This window comes from Pseudomonas sp. NyZ201, assembly GCF_049860765.1.
GTDB classification, from domain to species: Bacteria; Pseudomonadota; Gammaproteobacteria; order Pseudomonadales; family Pseudomonadaceae; genus Aquipseudomonas; species Aquipseudomonas bharatica.
Genome location: NZ_CP187557.1, coordinates 4,174,131 through 4,200,639 on the forward strand (window position 1 = coordinate 4,174,131; position 26,509 = coordinate 4,200,639).

The window sequence follows — 26,509 nt, forward strand, 5'->3', positions numbered from 1 at the left end:
CTCAGTTGTCCGGCAGGCGCGACACCCGGGTACGGGACCCTCGCGCCATGCTGGAAAAGACGCCATCACGGAAAATCCAGGCGTGCACCAGGGCAGCACCGATATGCCCCAGAAGCAGCGCGAACAGCAGCCATGCGCCGATGCCGTGTGCCAAGCGCAGCCATGCGTAAAGCACCGGGTTTTCGGGAACGATGGCCGGCAGCGTCCATCCATCCATGAGGATGACCGGCCAGTTGCCGGCCGAACGTACCGCCCAGCCAAGCAGCGGCAAGGCGATCATCATCAGGTAAAGCAACCAGTGGGAAGCATGCGCGGCCGCCGCCTGCCATCGTGGAACACTCGCGGGCAGCGCCGGCACCGCTCGCAGCAAGCGATTGGCAAGACGCAGCAACGCCAGGACCAGGATGGCGATCCCCAGCGGTTGGTGCAGGTCGATCAACCAGGGACGCAGAGACAGAGAACTCATCATGCCTACGCCAATGAAGAGCATGGCCAGGATTCCGATCGCCATTGCCCAGTGCAGGACTCGCCCGAGAAGGTTGAAATGCCCAGGTGCGGGCGCGGGGGTTTCAGGTAGGTCGTGCATCATTCGCTGTCCTTCTTGCCGATAGCCTGGGTCGCTTTTCCAAACCCGATCTCGCGCAGCCGCGCGTTATAGGAGTGCGAATAAATTCCCGCCCGTGCTGCCAGTACAGGATCCTTGGACAGCTCGATACCCGAGGGCACGAGCGTGGGATCGAAGTTGATATCGCGGCATCCGCCTTCGGCCTGATCGCGAACGCTGGTCACCTCCAGCGTGCCGGCGACCACCTGTTGCCGCTCCGGAGGCCATGGCTGGGAAGGATCATCGACCGGATCACCGGCTTCGGCCAATTGCAGGACCAGGTCCCAATAAAGCGACCCGTTCGCCGACCGCTGTTTTATATCCTCGAACAGAAAATCATGGCCAGCCTTCGCCCGCTCTTCGGCAGAAAGGCCTGGCAGCGTCGCATGGGGTCGCATGGACCAGCGCACGGCCTGGCGCTTGCCATCCGCGGCCAGCAACACGAAAGCGTTGATCACGTTGTACTGCGCACCTGCGAAACTGCGCGGCCAGGGCGCGGTAGCCTTGTATTCGACCGCCTTGCGCGCTTCAGGATACTTCTCGAAGAATGCAGCGACACGTGCCGGATCCGGCTGCCCCGTGGCAGGATCGGGCTCGAAAGCACTCCTCTGCGCCAGGAATCCTTCGGCATCACGGGTCGGGAAATAGGGTGCGTTGTTCAGCTTCATCCGCCATTGCGACTGGTCGTCGGCGGTAAGCAACAAGGCCATGCTGACGGTACTGGTGGAAGTATCGGCCGCATGAGGATCTCCGGACCCGATGGAGAAGCGTCCGATGGCCGGGATGTCTCGTTGGGAAAAAACACGAGCCTTCGACAGCGAGGACGCGGCCCCGCTACTGTGAAAGACCCCGGTGAAACACACACCCTTGCCATGTGCACGACGATAACCGGGCTCGAAGTCCTGCAGCGTATTGCCAAGGAATGTCCTGGTGGTGGTTCGATCCCCTAGCAGACCCGCAGCCCAGGCGAACAGCAGCGCCAACCCGCCGACAATGACGGCGATGGCTGCGAGAGGAAACCAGATTGTCTTGAATTTTCGCGCTTGCACAGCACTCCCTCGGGATCTGTCGATCCACATTGAATTACCGATCGAGAAGCCTAGCGCATTTTGGAAAAGATCCCTTGAGCCGGCGTCGTCACTGGACCGGTCCGCTTGAAGAATCGTTCCCAGGCCGGCCGAAAATATTCGGACCCGGAAATGAAAAATGCCAGTCAGCAAGCTGACTGGCATTTCATGTTTGGAGCGGGAAACGAGACTCGAACTCGCGACCCCGACCTTGGCAAGGTCGTGCTCTACCAACTGAGCTATTCCCGCTTTTTTACCGCTTTACGATGTGGCATGTGGATGACCACTAAACCAGCATCTATGAAAATCCAGTCCGATACAGCAACTGGATCTTCGGGGATTTTTGGTCGGGACGGAGTGATTCGAACACTCGACCCCTTGCACCCCATGCAAGTGCGCTACCGGGCTGCGCTACGCCCCGACTACATTCTCGGTGTTGCTGAGAACGGTGAAGAATCTACCTTAAGCTTTTGAATTTTGGAAGGATTATTTTCATGACCCTTTCAAAACCCGGCCTGGGTCATTTCTTCAGCACCACCAGCACGTCTTCCAGCTCGACAATCATCTGCCGGATCAGTTGCTTGTACTGGGTGGTATCGTCCTTGGCCTCGTCACTGGACAGGCGCAACCTCGCGCCGCCGATGGTGAAGCCCTGGTCGTAAAGCAAGGCGCGGATCTGGCGGATCATCAGCACGTCCTGGCGCTGGTAATACCGCCGGTTTCCGCGGCGCTTGACCGGATTGAGCTGCGGGAACTCCTGCTCCCAGTAACGGAGCACATGCGGTTTTACCGCACAGAGTTCACTGACCTCACCAATGGTGAAGTAACGTTTTCCCGGAATAGGCGGGAGCTCGTCGTTATGGCTTGGTTCCAGCATAAGCCTCAACCCGGGCCTTCAGTTTCTGCCCTGGACGAAAGGTGACGACGCGGCGTGCCGTGATCGGGATTTCTTCCCCGGTTTTGGGGTTGCGTCCCGGACGCTGGCGTTTGTCGCGCAGATCGAAGTTGCCGAAGCCGGACAACTTGACCTGCTCGTTGTCTTCAAGAGCGTGCCTGATTTCTTCAAAGAACAGTTCAACCAGTTCTTTGGCTTCACGCTTGTTCAGGCCCAACTCCTCGTACAGCCGTTCTGCCATCTCAGCTTTCGTCAGAGCACCCATACGCTATTTCCTTAACGTGGTGTTCAACCTTTGTTCGAGCGAGGTGAGGATATTCTGGGTCGTGGCATTCACCTCATCGTCGTTAAGAGTGCGCGATGGATGTTGCCAGGTCAAGCCGACTGCCAGGCTTTTTCTATCAGGATCAATACCTTTACCCTGGTAGACGTCAAACAGCCTGAGGTCGGTGAGCCATTCGCCTGCATTGTCACGAATTACTTCAAGTACCGAACTCGAAGCGACATCACGACCCGCGATCAAGGCCAGGTCACGGCGAACTTCCGGGAACTTCGACAGTTCATGGAACTTCGGCAGGCGCCCTTCCACTACTTCGCCCAGTACCAGCTCGAAGAGGAACACGGGACGGTCCAGACCGAGGGTCTTGGCCAGTTCCGGGTGCAGTGCACCGAGGAAACCGACTTCGCGACCGTTGCGCTCGATGCGCGCGGTCTGGCCCGGATGCAGTGCCGGGTGCTTGCCGGCAGCGAAGGTGAACTCGCCCAGCGAACCGGAGGAATTCAGCAGCGCTTCGACATCCGCTTTCACGTCGAAGAAGTCAATGCCTTCACGGCCGTTGGCCCAGGCTTCCGGCAGACGGCTACCGCACACCACACCGGCCAGCATCGGCTGCTGTTGCAGGCCTTCCAGCTGGCCGACGAAGCGCAGGCCGCTCTCGAACAGGCGCACGCGGTCCTGTTGGCGGTTGAGGTTATGTTGCAGCGCCTTGACCAGGCCTGGCCACAGGGACGCCCGCATGGCCGCCATGTCGCTGGAGATCGGGTTGGCCAGCAGCAGCGGCTCGACACCCGGGGTGAACAGCTCGAACAGTTTCGGATCGATGAAGCTGTAGGTAATCGCTTCCTGGTAGCCACGAGCAACCAGCAGACGGCGCAGGGCCGGCAACTCGCCACGGGCTTCGGCGCGGGCCTGAGGCGCCAGGCGTGCTTGCGGGTAACGAACCGGCAGGCGGTTGTAGCCGTACAGGCGGCCCAGCTCTTCGATCAAGTCGACTTCAAGGCTGATATCGAAGCGATGGCTTGGCACTTCGACCTGCCACTGGCCTTCGCCAGCGACGGTTTTCAAGCCCAGGGCGTTGAGCAGTTGCTCGACCTCGGCACTGGCCATTTCCATGCCCAGCATCTGGCTGATGCGCTCGGCACGCAGGGTGATCGGTGCAACCTGCGGCAGGTGCTGCTCGCTCAGCGTCTCGATGACCGGCCCGGCTTCACCGCCGACGATTTCCAGCAGCAGGCCGGTGGCACGCTCCATGGCTTCGCGGGCCAGCTGCGAGTCTACACCACGCTCGTAGCGGTGCGAGGCATCGGTATGCAGGCCGTAGGAACGGGCCTTGCCAGCGACGGAGATCGGCTCGAAGAACGCGCTTTCCAGGAAGATGTCGCGGGTGGTCGCGGACACGCCGCTATGCTCGCCGCCCATCACGCCAGCGATGGCCAGGGCACGGCTGTGGTCGGCGATGACCAGGGTGTCGGGACGCAGGGTGACTTCCTGGCCGTCCAGCAGGACCAGCTTCTCGCCCTCCTCCGCCATGCGCACGCGGATGCCGCCATTGATCTCGGCGAGATCGAAGGCGTGCAGCGGCTGACCCAGTTCGAGCATCACGTAGTTGGTGATATCGACGGCAGCGTCGATGCTGCGTACGTCGGCGCGACGCAGGCGTTCGACCATCCACAGCGGAGTCGGACGGGACAGATCGACATTACGGATCACCCGGCCCAGGTAACGCGGGCAGGCGGCAGGCGCCAGCACTTCCACCGGGCGCACTTCGTCATGCACAGGGGCGACCGCAGGGACCACCGGGCGGGTGACCGGTGCGGCGTACAGGGCGCCGACTTCGCGGGCCAGGCCGGCCAGGGACAGGCAGTCACCGCGGTTCGGGGTCAGGTCGACCTCGATGCTGGCGTCGTCCAGATCCAGGTATTCACGGATGTCCTGGCCAACCGGCGCATCGGCAGCCAGTTCCAGCAGGCCGTCGTTGTCGTCGCTGATCTGCAGCTCGGAGGCCGAGCAAAGCATGCCGTTGGACTCGACACCACGCAGCTTGGCCTTCTTGATCTTGAAATCGCCCGGCAGCTCGGCGCCGATCATGGCGAAGGGAATTTTCAGGCCCGGGCGCACGTTCGGTGCACCACAGACAACCTGGAACGTCTCGCTGCCGTTGCTCACCTGGCAAACGCGCAACTTGTCGGCGTCGGGGTGCTGCTCGGTGCTCAGCACCTCGCCCACCACGATACCGCTGAACTGGCCGGCGGCCGGGGTCACGCTGTCGACCTCAAGTCCGGCCATCGACAGACGGGCCACCAGCTCGTCACGGGAAACCTGCGGGTTGACCCAACCGCGCAGCCACTTTTCACTGAATTTCATCCTGCTCTCCTAAAGATTCGTTACGGGTGCGCGACCTAGCGAAATTGCGCGAGGAACCGCAAGTCGTTGTCGAAGAACAGGCGCAAATCGTTGACGCCGTAACGCAGCATGGCCAGGCGCTCGGCGCCCATGCCGAATGCGAAGCCGGAGAACTCTTCCGGATCGATCCCGGACATGCGCAGCACGTTCGGGTGCACCATGCCGCAGCCCATGACTTCCAGCCAACCCGTTTGCTTGCACACGCGGCAACCTTTGCCACTGCACATTACGCACTGGATATCGACTTCAGCCGATGGCTCGGTGAAGGGGAAGAACGACGGACGGAAACGCACCGCCAGCTCTTTCTCGAAGAAGACCCGCAGGAACTCCTCGATGGTGCCCTTGAGGTCGGCGAAATTGATGTCGCGATCCACCAGCAGGCCTTCGACCTGGTGGAACATCGGCGAGTGGGTCAGGTCCGAGTCGCAGCGATAGACGCGGCCCGGGCAGACAATGCGGATCGGCGGCTGCGAAGACTCCATGGTCCGCACCTGTACCGGCGAGGTGTGGGTCCGCAACAGCATGTTGGCATTGAAATAGAAGGTGTCGTGCATTGCCCGGGCCGGGTGGTGGCCGGGAATGTTGAGCGCTTCGAAATTGTGGTAGTCGTCTTCGACCTCGGGGCCCTCGGCGATGCCGTAGCCGATGTGGGTGAAGAACTGCTCGATGCGTTCGAGGGTACGGGTGATCGGGTGCAAGCCACCGGAGGTCTGGCCACGGCCCGGCAAGGTCACGTCAATGCATTCGGCCGCCAGGCGCGCGCTCAGTTCGGCCTCTTCGAAAGCGGCCTTGCGTGCATTGAGCACTTCGGTGACGCGCTCCTTGGCGTCGTTGATCAGGGCACCCACCTTCGGGCGCTCGTCAGCCGGCAGGTTGCCCAGGGTCTTCATCACCTGGGTCAGTTCGCCTTTCTTGCCAAGGAATTGAACCCGGATCTGCTCCAGGGCATTGATGTCTTCAGCGCGTTCCACAGCCTCCAGGGCTTGGGAGACCAGCGCATCCAGGTTTTCCATGTACAGACTCCAGATACGAAATAGGGGAAGAGCTTACAGGCTCTTCCCCTATCTATGACGTTTAACATCCGCCGCCGGATCCGGCGGCGGATGATTGTCGTGGGTACTTAAGCCAGAACGGCTTTAGCTTTCTCGACAATCGCAGCAAACGCCGCTTTTTCGTTCACTGCCAGATCAGCCAGAACCTTGCGGTCGATCTCGATGGACGCTTTCTTCAGACCGGCGATCAGACGGCTGTAGGACAGACCGTTGTTGCGAGCACCAGCGTTGATACGAGCGATCCACAGAGCGCGGAACTGACGTTTTTTCTGACGACGGTCGCGGTAGGCGTATTGGCCTGCCTTGATGACCGCTTGCTTGGCAACACGGAATACGCGGGAGCGCGCGCCGTAGTAGCCTTTAGCCAGTTTCAGAATTTTCTTGTGACGCTTACGAGCGATGACGCCACGCTTTACACGAGCCATGAGTTACTTCCTCTATCTTTGACCGAAATTAACGTACGCGCAGCATGCGCTCGACTTTTGCAACGTCCGACGGGTGCAGCAGGCTGCTACCACGCAGTTGACGCTTACGCTTGGTCGACATTTTGGTCAGGATGTGGCTCTTGAAAGCGTGCTTGTGCTTGAAGCCGGAAGCGGTTTTCAGGAAACGCTTCGCGGCACCGCTTTTGGTTTTCATTTTTGGCATGTTCGGATACTCCGCATTCAGTGGATAAACATAACCGCAAGGCCTGCCGTGCCCTGGTGGTTACTTCTTTTTCTTGGGGGCGATGACCATCATAAGCTGGCGTCCTTCCATCTTCGGATGCTGCTCAACGGTGCCGTATTCGGCGAGGTCAACCTCGACCCGCTTCAACAGCTCCATGCCCAGCTCCTGGTGGGCCATCTCACGACCACGGAATCTCAGAGAGATCTTGGCCTTGTCCCCATCACTAAGGAAACGTACCAGGTTGCGTAGTTTTACCTGGTAATCCCCTTCCTCCGTCCCTGGACGAAACTTGATTTCTTTGATCTGGATCTGCTTCTGGTTCTTCTTCGCCGCAGCCTGCTGCTTCTTCTTCTCGAAGAGGCTCTTGCCGTAGTCCATCACCCGGCATACAGGGGGTACAGCGTCAGCAGAAATTTCTACCAGGTCCAGCTTCGCTTCATCAGCGATACGAAGCGCTTCATCAATCGAGACGATGCCAATCTGCTCGCCGTCAGCGCCAATTAACCGAACCTCGCGTGCCGAGATATTCTCGTTGATCGGGGCCTTCGGTGCAGTTCGTTTATCCTGTCTCATATCACGCTTAATGGTAATTACTCCGAATCTTGGCGACCACGCCGGGAAACCGCTTGCGCAAGCAAGTCCGCGAACTGGGCGACGGGCATCGAGCCCAGGTCGGCACCTTCACGGGTACGCACAGCGACAGTTTGCGTTTCGACTTCCCGATCTCCAATAACCAAGAGATAGGGAACCTTGAGCAAGGTATGCTCGCGGATTTTAAAGCCGATCTTTTCATTTCTCAAGTCGGACTTGGCACGGAATCCGCTATTGGTCAGGGTTTTTTCCACCTGCTGGGCGAATTCGGCCTGTTTGTCGGTGATATTCATCACCACAGCCTGGGTCGGCGCCAGCCAGGCCGGGAATGCACCTTCGTAGTGCTCGATCAGAATTCCGACGAAACGCTCGAACGAACCGAGGATGGCGCGGTGCAGCATCACCGGATGCTTGCGGCCGTTGTCTTCGGAAACATACTCGGCGCCGAGGCGGATCGGCAGGTTGAAGTCCAGTTGCAGGGTACCGCACTGCCAGACACGCCCCAGGCAGTCCTTGAGCGAGAACTCGATCTTCGGACCATAGAAGGCGCCCTCGCCCGGCTGCAGATCATACGGCAGGCCTGCGTTGTCCAGTGCAGCGGCCAGTGCGGCCTCGGCACGGTCCCACAGCTCGTCGGAGCCGACGCGCTTTTCGGGACGGGTGGACAGCTTGAGCTGGATGTCCTGGAAACCGAAGTCGGAGTACACATCCATGGTCAGCTTGATGAACGCTGCCGATTCGGACTGCATCTGCTCTTCCGTGCAGAAGATATGCGCGTCGTCCTGGGTGAAGCCGCGCACACGCATGATGCCGTGCAGGGCGCCGGAGGCCTCGTTACGGTGGCAGGCGCCGAATTCGGCCAGGCGCAGCGGCAACTCGCGATAGCTCTTGAGCCCCTGATTGAACACCTGCACGTGGCACGGGCAGTTCATCGGCTTGACCGCGTAGTCACGGTTTTCCGACTGGGTGGTGAACATGTTGTCGGCGTAGTTGGCCCAGTGTCCGGACTTTTCCCACAGGGTGCGATCGACCACCTGCGGCGTCTTGATCTCCAGGTAGCCGTTCTCGCGCTGGACCTGACGCATGTACTGTTCCAGTACCTGGTACAGGGTCCAGCCATTCGGGTGCCAGAACACCATGCCCGGGGCTTCTTCCTGGAGGTGGAACAGGCCGAGGCGCTTGCCGATCTTGCGGTGATCGCGTTTTTCCGCTTCCTCGATGCGCTGGATGTAGGCAGCCAGCTGCTTCTTGTCGGCCCAGGCGGTGCCGTAGACACGCTGCAGCTGCTCGTTCTTGGCGTCGCCGCGCCAGTAGGCACCGGACAGCTTGGTCAGCTTGAACGACTTGAGGAAACGGGTGTTCGGCACGTGCGGGCCGCGGCACATGTCGACATATTCTTCGTGATAGTACAGGCCCATCGCCTGCTCATCGGGCATGTCCTCGACCAGGCGGAGCTTGTAATCCTCGCCACGGGCCTTGAACACTTCGATCACCTCGGCGCGCGGGGTGACCTTCTTGATGACATCGTAGTCCTTGTCGATCAGCTGCTGCATGCGCTGCTCGATCGCCGCCATGTCTTCAGGCGTGAAAGGACGCTCGTAGGCGATGTCGTAGTAGAAGCCTTCGTCGATGACCGGACCGATGACCATTTTCGCGGTCGGGTACAGCTGTTTCACTGCGTGACCAACAAGGTGCGCGCAGGAGTGACGAATGATTTCCAGCCCCTCTTCGTCCTTGGGCGTGATGATTTGCAGACTAGCGTCGTGCTCGATCAGGTCGCAGGCATCGACCAGCTTGCCGTCGACCTTGCCGGCGACGGTGGCCTTGGCCAAACCTGCGCCAATGGATGCAGCGACCTCGGCAACGGTAACCGCCTTGTCGAACGTGCGTTGACTGCCATCGGGAAGAGTAATTACGGGCATGGCGCCTCCTCTCCTAGTGGTGACCCCTACCAAAGGTCACGTGGGTTGGGATGAGCCAGTACGCGATTCGCCCCTGTCCTTCCTTGCGGAAGGCCTGCCTCACAGTGGCAGAAGTCGGATGCCTGCCAGGGAACGAACCAGAGTGACTGGAACAGAAATAAGTGGGTACGGGACGCGCGAAGCATAAGCCCAGCGAACCCGAGCCGGGCATCCTAGCACAGGGATCGAGCGCTGCGGCCCGCTGAACCCCCGACAAGGAGAAATATTTGGAAAAAAGACCGTTCAGTGAACTCCAGCGGTTTTTTCCCGCTCAGAGTCATTGAAGCGTCCTACTCTTCCATGAGACCGAAACCCAAGGAGTGCCTGGTTATGCGACTTCATTCTCTTCTTGCACTGGCTGCCGCCGGATCCCTGCTGCTGCCCCTGGCCGCCAATGCCGGACCATGGCCCGCAGGCAAGAAAGGCGAATACATGGATCAGTGCGTACAGGTTGCCAGCAGCCAGCAAGGTGTCACCGCCGCCCAGGCGGATGAGCACTGCAAATGCGGTGCAAACGCCATCGAGAAGAACTTCACCACTGCGGAAATCGAGCAACTGGACAGCAAGGCCGGCGTAGACGCCAAGCTGAGGGACAGGGCCCAGGCAGCTGTGAAAGCCGCCTGCGCGCCTAAACAGTGAGGCTGATCCGGCTCAATCTTGCGCCAGATCAGCATTCGATGAAGCTAAAAGCCACCACTTGCGAATAATTAGACTATGATGATCAAGTGCATCCTGTTGGCTCTCGGCGACACCGCACTACCGAAAATCTAGTTTCTGGAGATACACCCCATGTCCAATCGCCAAAACGGCACCGTTAAATGGTTCAACGATGAGAAAGGCTACGGCTTCATCACTCCTGCAGGCGGCGGCGATGACCTGTTCGTCCATTTCAAGGCGATCGAATCCGACGGCTTCAAATCCTTGAAAGAAGGCCAGACCGTATCCTTCGTGGCCGAGAAAGGCCAGAAAGGCATGCAGGCTGCACAGGTTCGTCCAGAGTAACCCTCTGCCGAATGAAAAAACCCGTCGCTTGCGACGGGTTTTTTTATTGGCGCAACAAATCAGCCGCAATTGACGCGATTGACGATGCCCTTGTCATCGGCATGCAGGTTCAACCGCTCGGAGCGATACTCCAGGGTGATCGCATCGGTAGGTTTCAGGATACGCGCCAACTGTGCGCCGCTTGCCTTGCGCGCCTGCTCCAGCAGGTCGGCAGACGCAGGCTTGCCAACGACAAACCCGGCATTGCCAGCGTCGCAACGGCCATCAGTGTTCGCAGGAGCCACCGGCTCGGGTGTCTTCGATACACTGCCGCCGCTGCTGCAGCCTGCCAGAACGGCGGCAGCCAAAAGGCTCACCAGTGACGCACGCAAATGAAACATGAATCCTCCTAAGGGATGCTGAATGCTGTTCAATCCGACAGCATCTGATTCCGATTGTTGCAAAAGCGGGTCAGTTTGCCTGAGCAACAGGCCCAGGAAAAATGACAATAGTGTCTGGAATTTGCACCAATTGTTTCAGTAGAGATCGATATAGTCGCTGACAGGCCTTGGCCAGTTATCCTGCAGGACCTTGAACACCTGCCAGACCCACCTGTCATCTTCCGCAGCCGCCGCCCCTACACAGCCGGAACCGGCTGCCCAGGTTTCCAGCCGGAACAGCAAGCCATCCAGCTGCGCGCCGCCAACCACTTCGGACAACCAGGCCTGCCCCGCTCGACTGACACGCAACTGGTTGTGCTTCATCGGATTGCCGCTGGCAAGCAACTGCCGGACGTTGTCGAGGGTGAATTGCCGGGGGTCGTTGAGATCGATGGTCATGCCGCGGTCCTGCCGGAGAAATACCGATAGTTTGCCATGTCGGCATCCTTATGCCTAAGTCGCAGAGCGACCTCCCCTGGAACACGGTTAAACTGAAAGCACCGCACCGAACCCGGTCATGCAAGCACAGGGACCCTGGAACCAGCGGCATGCTTTCAATAAAACGGCAACCGTGAGATCTCCATGACCAGCCACAGCATCGATGCCGACATCAAGGTCAAATGGCCTGAAGGACAGAGCGCCTATAGCCCGGGAACAGCGGAAGAACTGAGCCTTATCGCAATCGACCTGCTGGTCAAGGAGATGGGTAGCGATGCCGCCCGCCTCTTCATCGACCAGGTCTTCGAGCGCTACCGGAACGACCCGCTGGCTGCTCATCCCCATGACGTCAGCCACCGAGCTCTTCCAGACGAGGAATCGACGGCTGGGCCCCTGCGCGAGTAACGGAAATCGCAGCAGCACGCTGGCCAAAAAGAATCGACTCATGCTCGGTGCAGCCGCGAGCCAAAGCCGCCGCGAACGCACCGACGAAGGTATCGCCGGCCGCCGTGGTATCGACTGCTTGCACCACTGGCGCGGCGAAATGCTCGCTTCCCCGGGCACTGACCAGTACCGCGCCTTGCGCCCCCAGTGTAACGATCACCCGAGCCGCGCCCAGGCCGCGTAGATGCCGGCCTGCCTCCTGCGCCGAGGACAGGTCGTCCACGGGCAGGCCGGTCAGGGCCGCCGCCTCGCTTTCGTTGGGAATCAGGTAGTCGACGGAGGCCAGCCACTCCACGGGCAATGGACCGTCGACCGGCGCAGGATTGAGAATCACCGTCTTGCCCAGTTGCCGCGCTCGTGCAAGGGCAAATGCCACGGTATCCGGCGGTACCTCCATCTGGCAGACGACCACATCCGCCCCCTGCAGCATCGCGTCGAAACGTTCTATCAAGCGAGAGGACAGGCAACCATTGCTGCCCGCGACAATGACGATGGTGTTCTGGCTGGCTGCATCCACCACGATCAACGCCACACCGCTGGACATGCCGGCAACCACCTCGAGCGCTCGACAGTCGATACCCTCTGCAATCAGGCCCTCGCGCAGCGACTGGCCATAGGCATCATCACCGACACAACCGATCATCGCCACCTCGGCCCCGAGCCTTGCAGCGGCGACCGCCTGGTTCGCCCCCTTGCCCCCGGGGACCGTGGTGAAAGATTCTCCCGCCAGGGTCTCCCCTGCTCGTGGCAGACGCTGTGCGCGAGTCACCAGGTCCATGTTGAGACTGCCGATCACCACAACCCTGCCCTGCATGATGCGCCCTCAGCCCTCTGCGCCGAACAGGTCAGGACTGCGCCCGGTAGACTCGCGCAGGACGATCTTCGGCGCGACGATCCGCTGTTCCACAGGTAGCGTTCCAGCAGCCACTATGCGCCGCAACAGCATCGACGCAGCCATCTCGCCAAGGTCACGGATGGACTGCCCGACCGTGGTCAACGCCGGATAGACGTACTGGCACATCTGGATATCGTCGAAACCGATCACCGACAACTCGCCCGGCACCGTGATATGACGCTCGGCAGCAGCGCGCAATACACCCATGCCGATCATGTCGTTGCCGGCGAAGATCGCCGTCGGGCGGTCGCCGGCGAGCAGGCGGGCTGCCGCACCATAACCACCAAGGCTGGTGAACTCACTGCTGAGCACCCGCCCCTCGGGCAAGCTCACCCCCGCTTCAGCCAGGGCCCGCCGGAAGCCGGCAAGGCGCATCTTCGCCACGCTGGTCTGCGCCGGGCCATTGATGCAGGCGATATCCACGTGCCCCAGATCAAGCAGGTGTCGGGTCGCCAGGTAGGCTCCCTGCTCGTGGTCGATGCGCACGAGATCGGCGTCCACCCCCTCCAGCTCGCGATCGAGAATGACCATGGGGGTTCGCACACCTGACAGGCTCTCGAGCAGATCGCGCTCCTCCCCTACCGAAGCCACGATCAGGCCGTCGATGCGCTTTTCCAGCAGCACCCGCAAATAACTGCGCTGCTTTTTCGGGTTGTCGTCGGAATTGCACAGAATGACGCAATAGCCGTTCCGCTCGCAGGCATCCTCGATTCCCCGGGCCAGCTCGGCAAAATACGGGTTGACGCTATTGGGCACCAGCAGACCGATGGTTGCGGTGCTGCGGGCCTTGAGGGAGCGTGCCACTGCACTGGGCACATAGTCGAGTTCGGCGATCGCGGCCTCGACCTTCAAACGCACCGGCTCGCTGACCGGCCGGGTCTTGTTCAGCACATGGGACACGGTGGTATAGGAAATTCCAGCCAGTGCCGCTACGTCTTTTATGGTTGCCATGCTTTCAATTCCACCGACTTGTGCGCCGGCTGCGATAAGTGTCGATAATCACGGCGATCACGATGACCGCTCCGGTAATGATGCGCTTTGTCGGCTCCGACGCCCCGATTTGCGCCAGCCCCGCCGCCAGCACGGAAATGATCAGTACGCCGAAGAACGTACTGACCACCGAGCCACGCCCGCCCATCAGGCTGGTACCACCGATCACCACGGCGGCGATGACCTGCAGCTCCAGGCCGGAGCCGGCATTGGGGTCGGCCGCCTCCAGCCGGGAGACCTGGAACAATGCCGCCAGGCCGGCAAGCAACCCCATCAGGGCAAACACGAGGATCCGGTAGGGACGGGGATCGACCCCGGCCAGGCGCACGGCCTCTTCATTGGTGCCGATTGCGACCAGATAGCGGCCGAAGACCGTACGCACCAGCACCAATTGGGCCAACACGATCACAGCCAGGGCAATCAGGAACGACGGCGAAATGCCAAAGGCGATGGGATCGGACAACCAGGCCAGGGCATCCCCGACATAGGCAGTGCGCGAATCGGTCAGTTGATAGGCAGCACCCCTGGCCATCTCCAGCACACCAAGGGATACGATGAAGGAAGGAATACGCCAGGCTACGGTGATGGATCCGGTAAGGCTGCCGACCAGGGCCGCACTGCCCATGCCCAGCAAGGCTGCCGGCAATACACTCCAGCCCCAACCCAGCATGGCGACGCTCACCACCGAACCCGCGAGGGCCAGCACCGAGCCGACGGAGAGATCGATTCCGCCGATGACCAGCACGAACGTCATGCCTACCGCCAGCACCATCAGATCGGGAATCTGGTTGGCAAGCGTGCTGAAGGTCGCGTAGGACAGGAAATGGCTGCTGAGCAGGGAAAACAGGGCAACCATGCCCAGCAGGGCACCTGCAAGGCCGAAGCAGGTGCCGAACGCAAGCCGACCGGGGGCACGCTTGGCCGTCGGCGCAGTACCCAGGGAGGATGTCTTCATGGCGCATTTCCCGGCGCTGCCGCGGACGACAGCGCTTCAGGTTCGTGATAGCCGGAAAAGGCCGCAGCCAGCAGGTTGTCCTGGCTCCAGTCGCCCCGCTCGAAGGTACTCACCAGCCGCCCCGCACTGAGCACACCGATACGGTCGGATACCAGCATCAACTCGCGCAGGTCGCTGGATACCACCACCAGCGCCTTGCCCTGGCGAGTCAGTTCGGCAAGCAGATGATAGATATCCAGCTTCGCGCCGACGTCGATGCCCCGGGTCGGTTCGTCGAACAACAACACCTGGCAGTCCCGTTCGAGCCATCGGCCGATCACGACCTTCTGCTGATTACCGCCGGACAGCTCCCTGACCAACTGCTCCGATCCTGCGCTACGTATGCCCAGGGCAGCGATGCACCGTTCGGCCAGAGCCCGCTCGGCGCTTTGGCTCACCATACCCGCGCGGGATACCGCTGCGAGGTTCCCCAGGACCAGGTTGGCACTGACCGACTCGCCCGGAAGCAGACCCTGGCCCTTGCGGTCCTCGCTGATCAGGGCAATGCCAAGACGCGCCGCCGCCATCGGCGAATCGATGCGGCATTTCCGCAGTGGCCGGCCCACCTCCAGCGTGCCGTGATCGGCAGGGTCTGCGCCGTAGATCAGGCGCAGCAGTTCGGTACGTCCTGCGCCCACCAGGCCGAACAACCCGAAGACCTCGCCAGCCCGCACTTCGAACGAAACATCGACGACCTTTTCTCCTCGCCCCAGGCCGCGGACCCGCAGCAACGGCTCGCCAATCCGCCGATCCGGCGCCTGGATATGCTCGACCAGCTCCCGCCCCGCCATCAACCTGAGCAACTCCTGGCTGCTGTAGCGCAGGATCGGCTCGACGCAGACCAGCTGGCCATCGCGCAGCACCGCGATACGTTGCGCGATGCGCCTGAGCTCTTCCAATCGGTGGGAGATATAAAGCACCGCGACTCCGCGCTCACGCAGGAGCTCTATCTGCTCGAAAAGCAGTTCAACCTCATGCGCCGTGAGCATGGCAGTGGGCTCGTCGAGAATCAGCAGATGGCAGTCGCCGATAAGGTTGCGGGCGATCTCCACCATCTGCTGGTGGCCTATGCCCAGCTCTGCCACCGGCGTATCCGGATCGATAGCCTGCAGCCCCATGCGCGCCATGGCCACCCCGGCCTGGCGCCGCAGGCGCTTGCGATCGATCCAGCCGAAGCGTCCGGGCAACTGGTTGAGGAACAGGTTTTCCGCAACGCTGAGGGTCGGCAGCAGGTTGAGTTCCTGCATCACCATTCGTACACCCAGGCGCTCGGCAACAGTGCGACTGCCTGGCTGGTAGGGACGCCCCTGGAACTCCATGCTTCCGGCGCTGGCCGGTTCCAGGCCGGCGATGATCCGCGACAGCGTACTCTTGCCCGCGCCATTCTCGCCGGTAAGCGCCACTACCTCGCCGCGCCGAAGGGTAAGGTCGATGCCGCCAAGCACCTGCTGGGCGTAGGTCTTGCCTACCCCGCTGACGGTCAGTAGCACGTCGGTGCTCATTGTTTGCCGACCACCAGGTCGACCGGCGTCTGGATGACATTGTCGCCATCCACCTCTGGCTTTTCGCCGTTGAGCATCTTCAACGCCGCCTCGATGCCAAATACTGCCTGTCGGGCGGCATACTGGTCGGCGCTGGCGAGCACACGCCCGTCGGCCAGCATCGGCGCAATGGCCTTGATGTTGTCGTACCCCACCACCTGAACCTGACCGCTACGCCCCGTCGAGCGCACCGCCGAGACCGCGCCCAGTGCCATGCTGTCGTTGCCTGCAAGCAAGGCCTTGAGATTGGGGTATTCGTTGAGCATCGCCGACGCAACGGCATTGCCCTTGTTGATTTCCCAGTTGCCGGACTGTACCGAGACAACCTTCATCTGCGCTGCCTCCATCGCGTCCTGGAAGCCGGCGGTACGTTGCTGCGCATTGGTGGTAGTCGGCACTCCTTCGATGATGCCGACCTCGTCACCGGCCTTGAGCCTGCTCGCCAGGTAGTCGCCGACCAGACGCGCGCCCTTGCGGTTGTCCGGCCCGACGAAGGGCACGCTGAGTTGCTTGCTCGCAAGCACCCCGGGATCGAGGCGGTTATCGATATTGATCACGATGATGCCGGCATCCATGGCGCGCTTGATCACTGGCACCAGTGCCTTGGAATCGGCAGGTGCGATTACCAGGGCATCCACCCTGGAGACGATCATCTGCTCGACGATACGGATCTGCGCGCCAGTATCGGATTCGTCCTTGATGCCGTTGGACACCAGCTCGAAGTCATCCGGGTGTTCTTTCTGATAGGCCTTGGCGCCATCCTCCATGGTCTGGAAGAACTCGTTGGCGAGGGACTTCATGACCAGGGCAACCTTGGGGCGGTCTTCGGCGCAGGCGACGGAAGCAGTGAAAAGAACGGCGAGTACGGCCAAGGCCCGGATCCGTCCAAGGGAAGGCAAATGCATGAAGTTCACTCCGTTTTTTGCTTTTTTATCGGATAGCAAACGTTTGCTGTACGCAACTATGAAAGCGGCACAGGGCTTTGTCAAATAGGCAGCCGCCACGCGACGATATCCGGGGAATTGTCGCTCAAACGCCTGGAAATCCAAACTTTCAATAGCCCGGAATTCCAGAGGGAACAAAGTGCCTTTTCGATTTCGGGCAGAGGGCCAGCTTTCGCGGAGTCCTACATGAGCTATGCGAACGCGCATTGAAAATTGTTTTGCCGCCGATGCAGCAAAACTGCGGCGAAGCAGTCATACACCCTCTTCGAACCGACTAGCTGTTGCGAAAAATCCTACAGTTAAATACTGTATGCACATACAGCAAAAACAAGGAACACTTTCGTGGCTACTCCCTCCGCTACCACGCCAGCCAGCAGTTATGAGCAACTCGGCGTGCGCATCCAGAAAATCATCAATTCCCCGACCGCCCAGCGCTCGAAGGCGGCGCTGATCTTTCGCCTCGAACAGGAGTCCTCGGACGACTGGGAAACCCTGCTCGAGGAAATAGCAGAGAACGACAACGTCACCCTCGCCCATCGCGACGATGGCGGCGTGCAGATTTTCTGGACGGTGCCGAAGGAAGACTGACGCGGATGAGATTCACGTTTTTGGCAGCCAGCTGCCTGTTGTTCAGCCTCACCGCCCACGCAGACGCACCCCGGACTTTCAGCGAAGCGAAGAAGATCGCCTGGCGCTTGTACGCCCCGCAATCGACGGAGTTCTATTGCGGTTGCAAGTACACCGGGAACAAGGTGGACCTTGCTGGCTGTGGCTACGTCCCGCGCAAGAATGCCAACCGCGCCTCGCGGATCGAGTGGGAGCACATAGTGCCGGCCTGGCAGATCGGTCATCAGCGCCAATGCTGGCAAAGCGGTGGACGCAAGAACTGTTCGCGCAACGATACCCTGTACCAGCGTGCAGAAGCCGACCTGCACAACCTGGTGCCGAGCATCGGCGAGGTGAATGGTGATCGCAGCAACTTCGCTTTCGGCTGGCTGCCCGAGCAACACGGACAATATGGTTCGTGCCTGACCCAGGTGGATTTCAAGGCGAAAAAGGTCATGCCGCGCCCTTCCATTCGAGGAATGATCGCGCGCACCTACTTCTACATGAGCAAGCAATATGACCTGCGCTTGTCCAGGCAAGACCGCCAGTTGTACGAAGCCTGGAACAAGACCTATCCGGCGCAGGCCTGGGAGCGCCAACGCAACCAGCGCGTAGCGTGCGTAATGGGCCACGGCAACGAATTCGTCGGCCCGGTTGATCTCAAGGCTTGCAGTTGAAGTCAGGCCAGCGTCTGTAGATAGGCACTGGCCTGCTGGCAACGCTGCAGTCGGGCAATGTCGGCAGGGCCTGCAACCTGGATGCGGCCCGGATCGCTTTCATCGGCCAGGTCCGCCAGCTTGACTGCCCGGGCCAGCGGGTCACTGCCGATCCTGGTAACGAACTCCTCGTCGCTTTCATCGCACCGTGGACTCAACGCCTGCACCGCAGCGAGGATCTTCAGGGCGAAGCCTTCGCGCGCCAGATCGGACAGGGTCATGGGTGAATCCTGAAGCACCTCGTGCAGCACTGCGACGATGCGCTGCTCGGTAGTCGAAACCCGCAGCATCACCCGCAATGGATGCAGGATGTACGCAGCGCCGCCTTTGTCACGGTGCCCTTCATGGGCACGGGCTGCAACCGTAATGGCTCGCTCCAGCGTGGACATGGCCCCCTCCTCACCGTTGCCGCACTCATTGAAATACCTCTATCAATGAGCATAGACCGACAATGCGCCAATACCGTTCCAGAGGACATTACACAAAGGATTATCGCGGGGCGCCGTGCTGGATGACCACCGAGTCAGTGCCCAGGCGTGCCATTACATCGTCTTTGCTGGCCACGGCCTCGGCCTTTTCCATGAACGGCCCGAGAAGGACCACAGGCTTGCCGTCACGGTAGACCACCGAGGACGGGATGCCCTTCTCGATCAGGCGCGCGGTGATATCGCTCAACGCCCCCATGTTCGGCCCCTGGACGATTTCCACATCCCACCCCTGCGGTGCCGGGTCGTTGGCGAGGGCATCGGCACGACGCTGCAGGTCAGCACCACCGCAGACTTCCCGGATACGCAAGTCGTTGCCGGTTTCGTCGATGATGATGTTGTAATCCGCGCCGTTCTTGATCGCTACGTAGCTGCGGTATGGCAGGTAGTTGCCGTTATCGTCCTTGCCGCGGAACTGGCCACAGATATCGCCCTTGGTATTGAACCGCACGTTGGCGAACTTGGCCGTCTTCGGATTCTGCAGGTGCTCGGCGACCTGCTTGTGCACCCGCTCGGCATCGTTGTCACAGCCGGCCAGGGCCAGCACTGCCATTACCACCGCCACTTTGCGCACGCGCTTACCTCCTGAATTCAAGCGGCGGATTCTAGCACCCGGCCACACTCCCGGTCCGCTACTCCTTGACGCAGTCCACGGTGTACACCCGCCCACCATCTGTTTCCTGATGTTGCAAACCATGCACGTCGGCGACGAATCCGGGAAAACCGGTGTCGAAAGCCCGCGCGAAAGCGAGGTAATCGATGATCGACCGGGTCGCCTCGGTGAAGCGCTCACCAGGCATGATCAGCGGAATGCCCGGTGGATACGGGACCAGCATCACCGCGGCGACACGGCCCAGCAACTGCTCGATAGGAACCGCCTCCACTTCACCGCGAACGAGCTTGTCGTAGGCCATGGACGGTTTCATCACCACTTCCGGCAACCGGGTGTAGAGGCGCTTGAGCTGCTTGGCAGTAGCATTGCTGCGATAACAGGCATGCAGCTGATCGCATAGATCACGCAACCCCATGCCACGGTAACGCTGCGGATCCAGGCTGGCGACGCACGGCAGGCAGTGGGCCAGCTCGGTATTGGCATCGTAGCTGCGCTTGAACTCCAGCAGTTCGGTGAGCAACGTGCTCCATTTGCCCTTGGTGATCCCCATCGAAAACAGCACCAGGAAGGAGTAGAGCCCGGTCTTTTCCACCACCAGGCCGCGTTCCCAGAGGAATTTGCTGACCACCGCCGCGGGAATGCCATTGCGATCCAGGCTTCCCGCCGCATCCAGGCCGGGCATGACCAGGGTCACCTTGATCGGGTCGAGCAGCACGTAGTCCTCGCCGAGATCACCGAAGCCGTGCCACTGCGCCTGGGGCTCGAGCAGCCAGTCTTCCGTGGCGACACGATGGATGCCCTCGACCCGCGGCGGCTGCCAGACGCTGAACCACCAGTCGTCGGCACCAAGGTGTTCGCGCAGGTTGGCCAGGGCGCGCCGGAAGCTCAGGGCCTCGTCGAACATCTCCTGAAGCAGCGAGCGCCCCGCCGGCCCTTCCATCATCGCCGAGGACACATCCAGAGACGCCAGGATGCTGTACTGCGGCGAGGTGGAAATGTGCATCATGAACGCTTCATTGAAACGGTCGCGGTCCAGCTGTCGACGACCGCCATCCTGCACATGGATCATCGATGCCTGGCTGAAGGCGGCAAGCAGCTTGTGGGTGGAGTGGGTACTGAACACCAGCGGGCTTTCGGCGCTGCGCGAGGTGCCCATGGCGTAGCGTCCGGCAAAAAATTCGTGGAAGGCCGCATAGGCGTACCAGGCCTCGTCGAAATGCAGGACCTCGACGCTGTTGCCAAGGGTCTGCTTGATCATCTCGGCGTTGTAGCACAAGCCGTCATAGGTGGAGTTGGTCACCACCGCCATCTTGACCCGCGCCTCACGCCCCCTGGCGAGCGGACTGGCAAGGACCTTGGCCTGGATCGACTCGGGGCTGAACTCGCTGAGTGGAATCGGCCCGATGATGCCCAGCTCGTTGCGCTCCGGACACAGGTACAGGGGAATCGCGCCGGTCATGATGATCGCGTGGAGCACCGACTTGTGGCAGTTGCGATCCACCAGCACGAGGTCATCGCGGCCCACCATCGAATGCCAGACGATCTTGTTCGCCGTCGAAGTGCCGTTGATCACGAAGAACGTGTGGTCGGCACCGAAATTGCGCGCGGCGCGGGCTTCGGCCTCTGCCAAGGGGCCCGTGTGGTCCAGCAACGAGCCCAGTTCCGGCACGGAAACCGAGAGGTCGGAGCGCAGGGTGTTCTCCCCGAAAAACTGGTGAAACGCCTGCCCTACCGGACTCTTGCGATAGGCTACGCCGCCACCGTGGCCCGGGGTATGCCACGAGTAATTGGATTGCGCGGTGTGCTGCACCAGCGCCTTGAAAAATGGCGGCAGCAGGCCGTCGAGGTAATTGTGCGCAGCGCGGGCAACCTGGCGAGCGAGAAAAGGCACGGTGTCTTCGAACAGGTACAGGATGCCGCGCAACTGGTTCAGCTCGCTCATTGCATCGGCGGGGGCGTTTTCCAGGGTGACCTGCTCGCCCAGGGCGAAGATCGGCAAATGGGGCGCACGGGAGCGGGCCAGGCGAATCAGCTCGACCATGTTCTGCAACAGATGGGTGTTCTCGCCGGCGCCCTCTGCGGCGATCAGCATGCAGGCGAGGCCGTGATGGGTGGCGGCGACCAGGCGACCTTCGGCGTAGTCGATGGCGCTGAGGATGGTGAAACCGTCCTGGGCCAGTTCCTGGGCGATGCCACGGACACGGTCACCGGCCACGGTGTCGGACTTGATGTCACGGTGAACGATGAGAACGGGAAACTTGAGGTCCTTGTACATGAGCGGCGTTACCTTCTTCCTGCGACAGGCCTCGTGGGCCGTTCATCTCAGGGTAGAAGGTCGCCGCGATGGCGCGCGGGAAATGCCTCAGTTGCCCTGCGCCAGTTGCTGCCACAGGGCCGGGGCACCGGCGGACTTGGCTACCGCTTCGAGGCGGGCAAGGTGGGCTTCGAGTTCCTCGGGCGTGGCGCGGATGATACGTCCGGCCTGCCGGCTGGCGGGCAGCCGGCGGATCTCGCTGCCCTGGTTCGCCGCACCTTCACCCTCGCCCTCGGTGCCAGCCAGCGACAGGCTGGTCTGGCCACCGGTCATCGCCAGGAAGACATCGGCGAGCAACTCGGAGTCGAGCAAGGCGCCGTGCAGTTCACGACCGGAGTTGTCGATGCCGTAGCGTTTGCACAAGGCATCGAGGCTGTTGCGCTGACCCGGATGGCGCTCGCGGGCCATCATCAGGGTGTCGAGAATCTCGCAATGCTGCGACAGGTCGGCGCGATCCTGCTGGCCGATCAGGGCGAATTCATTGTTGAGGAAGCCAACGTCGAACGATGCGTTGTGGATGACCAGGCGCGCGCCCTGGATGAACTCGAAGAACTCGTCGGCGACTTCAGCGAAACGCGGCTTGCCCACCAGGAAGGCGTCGGTAATGCCGTGAACGCCAATGGCAGCCTCGTCGCTTGGACGATCCGGCTGCAGATAGACGTGAAAGTGACGCCCGCTCAGACGCCGCCCGATCAGTTCGACACAACCGATCTCGATGACCCGGTGGCCATCGGTCACCGGCATACCGGTGGTTTCGGTATCGAGGACTACCGACCTGTTGTTTTGCAAATCCACGCCGGTGATCTCCTGCCGTGTTGCTGAAAGCGGCGAATCTTAACCCAGCTTCGCCCTTGCGTCCCGGAGATTCATCGGCAGGCGCCTCAGCGCATGCCGCGGACCTCGTCGACTCCGCGATTGGCCAACTGGTCGGCACGTTCGTTGCCGTGATGGCCGATATGGCCGCGTACCCATTGCCACTTGACCTTGTGCCGGTTGACCTGCTCGTCGAGCAACTGCCAGAGATCGGCGTTCTTCACCGGTTCCTTGGCGGCCGTCTTCCAGCCCCGTTTCTTCCAGTTGGTCATCCACTCGGTGATGCCTTTCATCACATACTGGGAGTCGGTCACCAGCAGCACCTCGCACTCGCGACGCAGCGCCTCCAGGCCCTTGATGGCCGCCATCAGTTCCATGCGGTTGTTGGTGGTTTCCCGCTCGCCACCCCAGAGCTCCTTCTCGACCCCCTTGTAGATCATCAGGACGCCCCACCCGCCGGGGCCGGGATTGCCCTTGCAGGCACCATCGGTGTAGATCTCGACGCTATCGCTCATGTACAGCCTTTTTCATCGTTGAAAGGTCTGCCTTCCGGGTGGGGCGACTGGCGATTGACCTTGGCCAGCGGCAGCGGCAGCAGCTTGCCCATCGGCTCGCGGCGCTCCTGGCGCAACGGTCGCAGGCCGACCACCATCTTGCGCGCGACAAGCAGGTAGACCCCGCCACCGGAGCCCTGCCAGCGCCCGGCAAGACGCTCCCACCCCGCCAACCTGGCTTGCCAGGCCGGCGAGGCAAGCGGCGGACGATAGCACCCGAACCGGCGTTTCTCCAGCGCGAACCCCAGCAGGTTGAGCCAGTCGCCAACCCGCGACGGCGAGATGCAGCGAGCCTTGCGCAAGGCATCGTGGGCGAATACACGACGAATGCCCCAACTGCTCCAGGGGTTGATGCCGACGATCAGCAGGTGCCCTCCGGGGCGCACACTGCTGGCCGCTTCGCGGAGCAGGCCGTGGGGCGACAGGGAAAAGTCCAGGCCGTGTTGCAGTACCACCACGTCGGCCGCATGTTCGCTGAGCGGCCAGGCCTGCTCCTCGCAAACGATTTCGACTCCCGGCAGTGGCGCACCGAGCCGCACGTTGCGCTGCACCTGAGGGGCCGTGGGGGGCGGCTCGGCGCCAGGCCCGTAATGGACCAGATAGCCACCAAAATAACGGCCCAGTTCGTCCTCGAGCAGGCGCTGCTCCTCGGCGAGCATCAGTTGCCCCAAGGGGCCGGCGAACCAGTCGCGGGCCAGGCTGATCAGTTCGAGCCATTGCGGATCGGCGTGGGCGAAGGCTTGATCGGTCATTGCATTCTCCCTTGAAGGTTCTCGATGGAACACATAGCTACTAAGATGCACCCTTGTCCCACGTTTGGCGAATCGCTCGATGATACAGATAGAAGCCTTGCCCGCTTTCAATGACAACTACATCTGGTTGTTGCAGGACGCCGAAAGCCGCCGCTGCGCAGTAGTCGATCCGGGCGATCCGGCACCGGTGCTGGAGTGGCTCGGGCAGCATCCCGGATGGCGCCTGGAGGATATCCTCGTAACGCATCATCACCATGACCATACCGGCGGTGTCGAAACCCTGAAGGCGGCCACCGGTGCTCGGGTCTGCGGGCCGGCCAGCGAAGCCATTCCCGGACGCGACCTGGCCCTTGAAGACAACGCGGTGGTACGGGTCCTGGATACCGACTTCCGGGTCTTCGCGGTTCCCGGCCACACCCTCGGGCACATCGCCTACTTCAGCGACCAGCCCGCCACGCCCTTGCTGTTCAGCGGCGACACCCTGTTCGCAGCCGGCTGCGGCAGGTTGTTCGAAGGCACGCCGCAGCAGATGCACGACTCACTGCAACGTCTGGCTGCCTTGCCGGGAACGACGCTGGTGTACTGCGCACATGAATACACCCTGAGCAACCTGCGTTTTGCCTGTGCCGTCGAGCCGGCCAACCAGCAGGTTCTGGCACGGTTCGAAGAAGTTTCCCGCTTGCGTTCGGAAAATCGCATCACCTTGCCCTCGACCATCGCCCTGGAACGCCTGACCAACCCTTTTTTGCGGGTGGAAGAAACATCCGTTAAAGAAAAAGCAGACGAACGGACAGGCGCCTTAAACCCTACGCCAAGTGCTGTTTTTGCTGGGCTGAGGGCATGGAAGGATAAGTTCTGATGATTGCCGCTTGATGACCGGCCGGTTCTGAAAGGTTGACCCGCCTGGGGGCGCTTTCTAGAATCGCCCGACATTTTCGCCCGGAACTCTGTCCCAGCCAATGTCGTCCAATCGCCGCAGAACCTTCACCACCGTCGCCATGACGCGCCTTGCACAGGCCGTCGCGCTCGGCCTGACAGCCACCCTCGTGGGCTGCCAGAGCACCAGTCAAATGGGCGACAACGAAGCCGTTCGCATGCACGTCCAGCCCCGCGTGAAGCACAAGCCTGTGTTCGTCCAGGCCAAGCCCGCCGAGCAGGCGCCGCAGGACGTCTGGGAGCGCATCCGCCAGGGCTTCCAGTTGCAGGACGATATCGGCGTCAACCCGCGTATCGAGCAGCAGCGCCTGTGGTTTGCCAGCAACCCGAGTTTCCTCGAGACCGCTGGCGACCGCAGCAGCCTCTATATCCACTACATCGTCGAGCGCCTCGAAGAACGCGAAATGCCGCTGGAGCTGGCCCTGTTGCCGGCAATCGAGAGCGCCTACAACCCACTGGCCTATTCCCGTGCCCACGCGGTCGGACTGTGGCAGTTCATTCCCTCCACAGGGCGTCACTACAACCTGCGCCAGACCCGTTTCTACGATGGCCGCCGCGACATCACCGCGTCGACCAACGCCGCGCTGGACTACCTGACCCGCCTGCACGACATGTTCAACGGCGACTGGCTGCTGGCCCTGGCCGCCTACAACGCCGGCGAAGGCACGGTCAGCCGGGCCATCGAGCGCAACGAACGGCTTGGCCTGCCGACCGACTACTGGAACCTGCCGCTCCCCCAGGAAACTCGCGACTACGTGCCGAAGCTGCTGGCCCTGTCCCAGGTGGTGCTGACGCCAGAGGCCTACGGGGTCAATCTCAATCCGATCGCCAACGAACCCTATTTCGAGGCCGTTGCCATCAAGGACCGCCTCGACCTGTCGCGGGTCGCCGCCCTGGCCGAGATCGACGAGGACGAGCTGTTCCAGCTCAATCCTGCCTTCAAGAAACGCATGACCGTGGATGGCCCCCAGCAGTTGCTGGTGCCCACTGCCAAGGCACAACTGCTGACCAGCAGCCTGTCGAGCATGAAGCCCGAGGAACTGCTCGCCCTGCAACCCCAGGCCGCAGTGTTCAAGGCCGCCCTCGCCGAAGCTGAAACCCCGCCTGCACGTAGCGTGCGCTACAAGGTCAAGCGTGGCGACAGCCTGGGCAGCATCGCCAAGGCCAACCGGGTCAGCGTCAAGGACCTGCAACGCTGGAACAAGCTCAAGGGCAACCGCCTGAGCGCAGGCCAGACCCTGGTCATGAACAGCAGCCAGCCGGCCATCAAGCTGGCCTCGACCACGAAGTCGGCACCTGCTGCCGGCAACAAGCAGCGCGCCACCCAGTACAAGGTGCGCAAGGGTGATTCGCTGTACCTGGTCGCCAAACGCTTCAATGTCGAGATGCAACATCTCAAGCGCTGGAATCCGCGCAGCGGCCAGGCTTTGAAGCCAGGCCAGACACTCACCGTCTACCTGCCTCATTGATAAAGGAAGGCGCCGCCCGACTGCGGCGCCAGACGCCACGGATGCGCTCTTTTTCCTGCCGA

General features: G+C 61.4%; 30 protein-coding genes and 2 tRNA genes. 7 read left to right on the forward strand and 25 right to left on the reverse strand.

The window, feature by feature from the left end:
* Position 1: 1 nt before the first annotated feature.
* From ACPFMA_RS18475 to thrS, 12 genes are all read right to left on the reverse strand, one after another.
* Entirely contained in the window at positions 2-589 is a 588-nt protein-coding gene (locus ACPFMA_RS18475) for a cytochrome b (protein WP_425928430.1), read from the reverse strand.
* Positions 586-1,836: a catalase family peroxidase gene (locus tag ACPFMA_RS18480; RefSeq protein WP_425928431.1), complete on the reverse strand. Its 1,251-nt coding sequence runs from the start codon at positions 1,834-1,836 to the stop codon at positions 586-588. The genes ACPFMA_RS18475 and ACPFMA_RS18480 overlap by 4 nt, the downstream gene beginning before the upstream one ends.
* Before the next feature lie 8 nt (positions 1,837-1,844).
* A tRNA-Gly gene (locus tag ACPFMA_RS18485) sits at positions 1,845-1,920 on the reverse strand.
* Between the two features lie 95 nt (positions 1,921-2,015).
* Positions 2,016-2,092: transfer RNA gene (locus ACPFMA_RS18490), tRNA-Pro, on the reverse strand.
* Between the two features lie 99 nt (positions 2,093-2,191).
* Complete coding sequence (locus ACPFMA_RS18495; RefSeq protein ID WP_009394050.1) at positions 2,192-2,548, reverse strand: MerR family transcriptional regulator; 357 nt, start codon at positions 2,546-2,548, stop codon at positions 2,192-2,194.
* Positions 2,529-2,831, reverse strand: coding sequence for an integration host factor subunit alpha (gene ihfA, locus ACPFMA_RS18500; protein WP_009394049.1), 303 nt, complete (start codon positions 2,829-2,831; stop codon positions 2,529-2,531). The genes ACPFMA_RS18495 and ihfA overlap by 20 nt, the downstream gene beginning before the upstream one ends.
* A 3-nt stretch (positions 2,832-2,834) precedes the next feature.
* Positions 2,835-5,210 carry a phenylalanine--tRNA ligase subunit beta gene (pheT, locus tag ACPFMA_RS18505; protein WP_425928432.1) on the reverse strand — a complete coding sequence of 792 codons (2,376 nt, stop codon included), beginning with the start codon at positions 5,208-5,210 and terminating at the stop codon, positions 2,835-2,837.
* A gap of 35 nt (positions 5,211-5,245) precedes the next feature.
* Complete coding sequence (pheS, locus tag ACPFMA_RS18510) at positions 5,246-6,262, reverse strand: phenylalanine--tRNA ligase subunit alpha (protein ID WP_009394047.1); 1,017 nt, start codon at positions 6,260-6,262, stop codon at positions 5,246-5,248.
* Between the two features lie 107 nt (positions 6,263-6,369).
* On the reverse strand, positions 6,370-6,726 hold the full coding sequence (gene rplT, locus ACPFMA_RS18515) for a 50S ribosomal protein L20 (protein ID WP_009394046.1): 357 nt from the start codon (positions 6,724-6,726) through the stop codon (positions 6,370-6,372).
* A gap of 28 nt (positions 6,727-6,754) precedes the next feature.
* Positions 6,755-6,949, reverse strand: coding sequence for a 50S ribosomal protein L35 (gene rpmI, locus ACPFMA_RS18520; protein WP_009394045.1), 195 nt, complete (start codon positions 6,947-6,949; stop codon positions 6,755-6,757).
* A gap of 60 nt (positions 6,950-7,009) precedes the next feature.
* Positions 7,010-7,561, reverse strand: a complete 552-nt coding sequence (gene infC, locus ACPFMA_RS18525; RefSeq protein ID WP_170395068.1) for a translation initiation factor IF-3 — start codon at positions 7,559-7,561, stop codon at positions 7,010-7,012.
* On the reverse strand, positions 7,561-9,483 hold the full coding sequence (thrS, locus tag ACPFMA_RS18530; RefSeq protein ID WP_009394043.1) for a threonine--tRNA ligase: 1,923 nt from the start codon (positions 9,481-9,483) through the stop codon (positions 7,561-7,563). Before thrS ends, infC begins: the two co-directional genes overlap by 1 nt.
* A 369-nt stretch (positions 9,484-9,852) precedes the next feature.
* Between thrS and ACPFMA_RS18535 the strand changes: the two genes are divergently transcribed.
* Together ACPFMA_RS18535 and ACPFMA_RS18540 are read left to right on the forward strand one after the other, a co-directional pair.
* Complete coding sequence (locus ACPFMA_RS18535) at positions 9,853-10,161, forward strand: hypothetical protein (RefSeq protein WP_064301761.1); 309 nt, start codon at positions 9,853-9,855, stop codon at positions 10,159-10,161.
* A gap of 150 nt (positions 10,162-10,311) precedes the next feature.
* Positions 10,312-10,524 carry a cold-shock protein gene (locus tag ACPFMA_RS18540; protein WP_064301762.1) on the forward strand — a complete coding sequence of 71 codons (213 nt, stop codon included), beginning with the start codon at positions 10,312-10,314 and terminating at the stop codon, positions 10,522-10,524.
* 59 nt (positions 10,525-10,583) lie between these two features.
* Here the strand turns inward: ACPFMA_RS18540 and ACPFMA_RS18545 are convergent, their stop codons facing one another.
* Together ACPFMA_RS18545 and ACPFMA_RS18550 are read right to left on the reverse strand one after the other, a co-directional pair.
* Positions 10,584-10,904, reverse strand: a complete 321-nt coding sequence (locus tag ACPFMA_RS18545) for an I78 family peptidase inhibitor (protein ID WP_064301763.1) — start codon at positions 10,902-10,904, stop codon at positions 10,584-10,586.
* 135 nt (positions 10,905-11,039) lie between these two features.
* The gene (locus tag ACPFMA_RS18550; RefSeq protein WP_425928433.1) at positions 11,040-11,342 is read right to left on the reverse strand and encodes a hypothetical protein; all 303 of its coding nucleotides are present in this window, start codon (positions 11,340-11,342) and stop codon (positions 11,040-11,042) included.
* 183 nt (positions 11,343-11,525) lie between these two features.
* Between ACPFMA_RS18550 and ACPFMA_RS18555 the strand changes: the two genes are divergently transcribed.
* Positions 11,526-11,786, forward strand: coding sequence for a hypothetical protein (locus ACPFMA_RS18555; RefSeq protein ID WP_009400229.1), 261 nt, complete (start codon positions 11,526-11,528; stop codon positions 11,784-11,786).
* Here ACPFMA_RS18555 and rbsK read toward each other — a convergent pair.
* Genes rbsK through ACPFMA_RS18580 form a run of 5 tightly spaced genes read right to left on the reverse strand, consistent with a single transcriptional unit; the run spans position 11,731 to position 17,150 of the window.
* Positions 11,731-12,639 (reverse strand): ribokinase, encoded by a 909-nt coding sequence (rbsK, locus tag ACPFMA_RS18560; protein WP_064301765.1) that lies wholly within the window; start codon positions 12,637-12,639, stop codon positions 11,731-11,733. The two genes, ACPFMA_RS18555 and rbsK, sit on opposite strands and share 56 nt — an antisense overlap.
* A 9-nt stretch (positions 12,640-12,648) precedes the next feature.
* Complete coding sequence (locus tag ACPFMA_RS18565) at positions 12,649-13,671, reverse strand: LacI family DNA-binding transcriptional regulator (RefSeq protein ID WP_064301766.1); 1,023 nt, start codon at positions 13,669-13,671, stop codon at positions 12,649-12,651.
* 4 nt (positions 13,672-13,675) lie between these two features.
* A complete protein-coding gene (locus ACPFMA_RS18570; protein ID WP_064301767.1) occupies positions 13,676-14,665 on the reverse strand; it encodes an ABC transporter permease in 990 nt (329 codons plus the stop codon).
* Positions 14,662-16,206, reverse strand: coding sequence for a sugar ABC transporter ATP-binding protein (locus tag ACPFMA_RS18575; RefSeq protein WP_425928434.1), 1,545 nt, complete (start codon positions 16,204-16,206; stop codon positions 14,662-14,664). Before ACPFMA_RS18575 ends, ACPFMA_RS18570 begins: the two co-directional genes overlap by 4 nt.
* The gene (locus ACPFMA_RS18580) at positions 16,203-17,150 is read right to left on the reverse strand and encodes a sugar ABC transporter substrate-binding protein (protein WP_425928435.1); all 948 of its coding nucleotides are present in this window, start codon (positions 17,148-17,150) and stop codon (positions 16,203-16,205) included. Before ACPFMA_RS18580 ends, ACPFMA_RS18575 begins: the two co-directional genes overlap by 4 nt.
* A gap of 381 nt (positions 17,151-17,531) precedes the next feature.
* On the opposite strand from ACPFMA_RS18580, the gene ACPFMA_RS18585 reads away from it, so the two are divergent.
* Both ACPFMA_RS18585 and ACPFMA_RS18590 read left to right on the forward strand, forming a co-directional pair.
* The gene (locus tag ACPFMA_RS18585; protein WP_064301770.1) at positions 17,532-17,777 is read left to right on the forward strand and encodes a DUF1654 domain-containing protein; all 246 of its coding nucleotides are present in this window, start codon (positions 17,532-17,534) and stop codon (positions 17,775-17,777) included.
* A gap of 5 nt (positions 17,778-17,782) precedes the next feature.
* Positions 17,783-18,472, forward strand: a complete 690-nt coding sequence (locus ACPFMA_RS18590; protein ID WP_009400241.1) for an endonuclease — start codon at positions 17,783-17,785, stop codon at positions 18,470-18,472.
* Between the two features lie 2 nt (positions 18,473-18,474).
* Here the strand turns inward: ACPFMA_RS18590 and ACPFMA_RS18595 are convergent, their stop codons facing one another.
* From ACPFMA_RS18595 to ACPFMA_RS18620, 6 genes are all read right to left on the reverse strand, one after another.
* Complete coding sequence (locus ACPFMA_RS18595) at positions 18,475-18,900, reverse strand: GTP pyrophosphokinase (protein WP_425928436.1); 426 nt, start codon at positions 18,898-18,900, stop codon at positions 18,475-18,477.
* A gap of 100 nt (positions 18,901-19,000) precedes the next feature.
* A complete protein-coding gene (locus ACPFMA_RS18600) occupies positions 19,001-19,570 on the reverse strand; it encodes an SPOR domain-containing protein (RefSeq protein ID WP_425928437.1) in 570 nt (189 codons plus the stop codon).
* Between the two features lie 58 nt (positions 19,571-19,628).
* Complete coding sequence (locus tag ACPFMA_RS18605) at positions 19,629-21,884, reverse strand: Orn/Lys/Arg decarboxylase N-terminal domain-containing protein (protein ID WP_425928438.1); 2,256 nt, start codon at positions 21,882-21,884, stop codon at positions 19,629-19,631.
* Between the two features lie 87 nt (positions 21,885-21,971).
* Entirely contained in the window at positions 21,972-22,718 is a 747-nt protein-coding gene (gene dnaQ / locus ACPFMA_RS18610) for a DNA polymerase III subunit epsilon (protein WP_009400247.1), read from the reverse strand.
* 86 nt (positions 22,719-22,804) lie between these two features.
* A complete protein-coding gene (gene rnhA / locus ACPFMA_RS18615) occupies positions 22,805-23,251 on the reverse strand; it encodes a ribonuclease HI (RefSeq protein ID WP_009400248.1) in 447 nt (148 codons plus the stop codon).
* Positions 23,248-24,042 carry a methyltransferase domain-containing protein gene (locus ACPFMA_RS18620; protein WP_425928439.1) on the reverse strand — a complete coding sequence of 265 codons (795 nt, stop codon included), beginning with the start codon at positions 24,040-24,042 and terminating at the stop codon, positions 23,248-23,250. Before ACPFMA_RS18620 ends, rnhA begins: the two co-directional genes overlap by 4 nt.
* Positions 24,043-24,121: 79 nt before the next feature.
* Here ACPFMA_RS18620 and gloB point away from each other — a divergent pair, with 79 nt between their 5' ends.
* Both gloB and ACPFMA_RS18630 read left to right on the forward strand, forming a co-directional pair.
* On the forward strand, positions 24,122-24,901 hold the full coding sequence (gene gloB / locus ACPFMA_RS18625) for a hydroxyacylglutathione hydrolase (protein WP_425930609.1): 780 nt from the start codon (positions 24,122-24,124) through the stop codon (positions 24,899-24,901).
* A 100-nt stretch (positions 24,902-25,001) separates the two neighbouring features.
* Positions 25,002-26,447 carry a lytic transglycosylase domain-containing protein gene (locus tag ACPFMA_RS18630; protein WP_009400252.1) on the forward strand — a complete coding sequence of 482 codons (1,446 nt, stop codon included), beginning with the start codon at positions 25,002-25,004 and terminating at the stop codon, positions 26,445-26,447.
* Positions 26,448-26,509 lie beyond the last annotated feature (62 nt).

Coding starts and splice junctions, on each gene's coding strand:
- ACPFMA_RS18475 (WP_425928430.1), bottom strand. CDS start 589: ATGATGCACGACCTACCTGAAACCCCCGCGCCCGCACCTGGGCATTTC.
- ACPFMA_RS18480 (WP_425928431.1), bottom strand. CDS start 1,836: ATGCCAGTCAGCTTGCTGACTGGCATTTTTCATTTCCGGGTCCGAATA.
- ACPFMA_RS18495 (WP_009394050.1), bottom strand. CDS start 2,548: ATGCTGGAACCAAGCCATAACGACGAGCTCCCGCCTATTCCGGGAAAA.
- ihfA (WP_009394049.1), bottom strand. CDS start 2,831: ATGGGTGCTCTGACGAAAGCTGAGATGGCAGAACGGCTGTACGAGGAG.
- pheT (WP_425928432.1), bottom strand. CDS start 5,210: ATGAAATTCAGTGAAAAGTGGCTGCGCGGTTGGGTCAACCCGCAGGTT.
- pheS (WP_009394047.1), bottom strand. CDS start 6,262: ATGGAAAACCTGGATGCGCTGGTCTCCCAAGCCCTGGAGGCTGTGGAA.
- rplT (WP_009394046.1), bottom strand. CDS start 6,726: ATGGCTCGTGTAAAGCGTGGCGTCATCGCTCGTAAGCGTCACAAGAAA.
- rpmI (WP_009394045.1), bottom strand. CDS start 6,949: ATGCCAAAAATGAAAACCAAAAGCGGTGCCGCGAAGCGTTTCCTGAAA.
- thrS (WP_009394043.1), bottom strand. CDS start 9,483: ATGCCCGTAATTACTCTTCCCGATGGCAGTCAACGCACGTTCGACAAG.
- ACPFMA_RS18535 (WP_064301761.1), top strand. CDS start 9,853: ATGCGACTTCATTCTCTTCTTGCACTGGCTGCCGCCGGATCCCTGCTG.
- ACPFMA_RS18540 (WP_064301762.1), top strand. CDS start 10,312: ATGTCCAATCGCCAAAACGGCACCGTTAAATGGTTCAACGATGAGAAA.
- ACPFMA_RS18545 (WP_064301763.1), bottom strand. CDS start 10,904: ATGTTTCATTTGCGTGCGTCACTGGTGAGCCTTTTGGCTGCCGCCGTT.
- ACPFMA_RS18550 (WP_425928433.1), bottom strand. CDS start 11,342: ATGACCATCGATCTCAACGACCCCCGGCAATTCACCCTCGACAACGTC.
- ACPFMA_RS18555 (WP_009400229.1), top strand. CDS start 11,526: ATGACCAGCCACAGCATCGATGCCGACATCAAGGTCAAATGGCCTGAA.
- rbsK (WP_064301765.1), bottom strand. CDS start 12,639: ATGCAGGGCAGGGTTGTGGTGATCGGCAGTCTCAACATGGACCTGGTG.
- ACPFMA_RS18565 (WP_064301766.1), bottom strand. CDS start 13,671: ATGGCAACCATAAAAGACGTAGCGGCACTGGCTGGAATTTCCTATACC.
- ACPFMA_RS18570 (WP_064301767.1), bottom strand. CDS start 14,665: ATGAAGACATCCTCCCTGGGTACTGCGCCGACGGCCAAGCGTGCCCCC.
- ACPFMA_RS18575 (WP_425928434.1), bottom strand. CDS start 16,206: ATGAGCACCGACGTGCTACTGACCGTCAGCGGGGTAGGCAAGACCTAC.
- ACPFMA_RS18580 (WP_425928435.1), bottom strand. CDS start 17,150: ATGCATTTGCCTTCCCTTGGACGGATCCGGGCCTTGGCCGTACTCGCC.
- ACPFMA_RS18590 (WP_009400241.1), top strand. CDS start 17,783: ATGAGATTCACGTTTTTGGCAGCCAGCTGCCTGTTGTTCAGCCTCACC.
- ACPFMA_RS18595 (WP_425928436.1), bottom strand. CDS start 18,900: ATGTCCACGCTGGAGCGAGCCATTACGGTTGCAGCCCGTGCCCATGAA.
- ACPFMA_RS18605 (WP_425928438.1), bottom strand. CDS start 21,884: ATGTACAAGGACCTCAAGTTTCCCGTTCTCATCGTTCACCGTGACATC.
- rnhA (WP_009400248.1), bottom strand. CDS start 23,251: ATGAGCGATAGCGTCGAGATCTACACCGATGGTGCCTGCAAGGGCAAT.
- ACPFMA_RS18620 (WP_425928439.1), bottom strand. CDS start 24,042: ATGACCGATCAAGCCTTCGCCCACGCCGATCCGCAATGGCTCGAACTG.
- gloB (WP_425930609.1), top strand. CDS start 24,122: ATGATACAGATAGAAGCCTTGCCCGCTTTCAATGACAACTACATCTGG.
- ACPFMA_RS18630 (WP_009400252.1), top strand. CDS start 25,002: ATGTCGTCCAATCGCCGCAGAACCTTCACCACCGTCGCCATGACGCGC.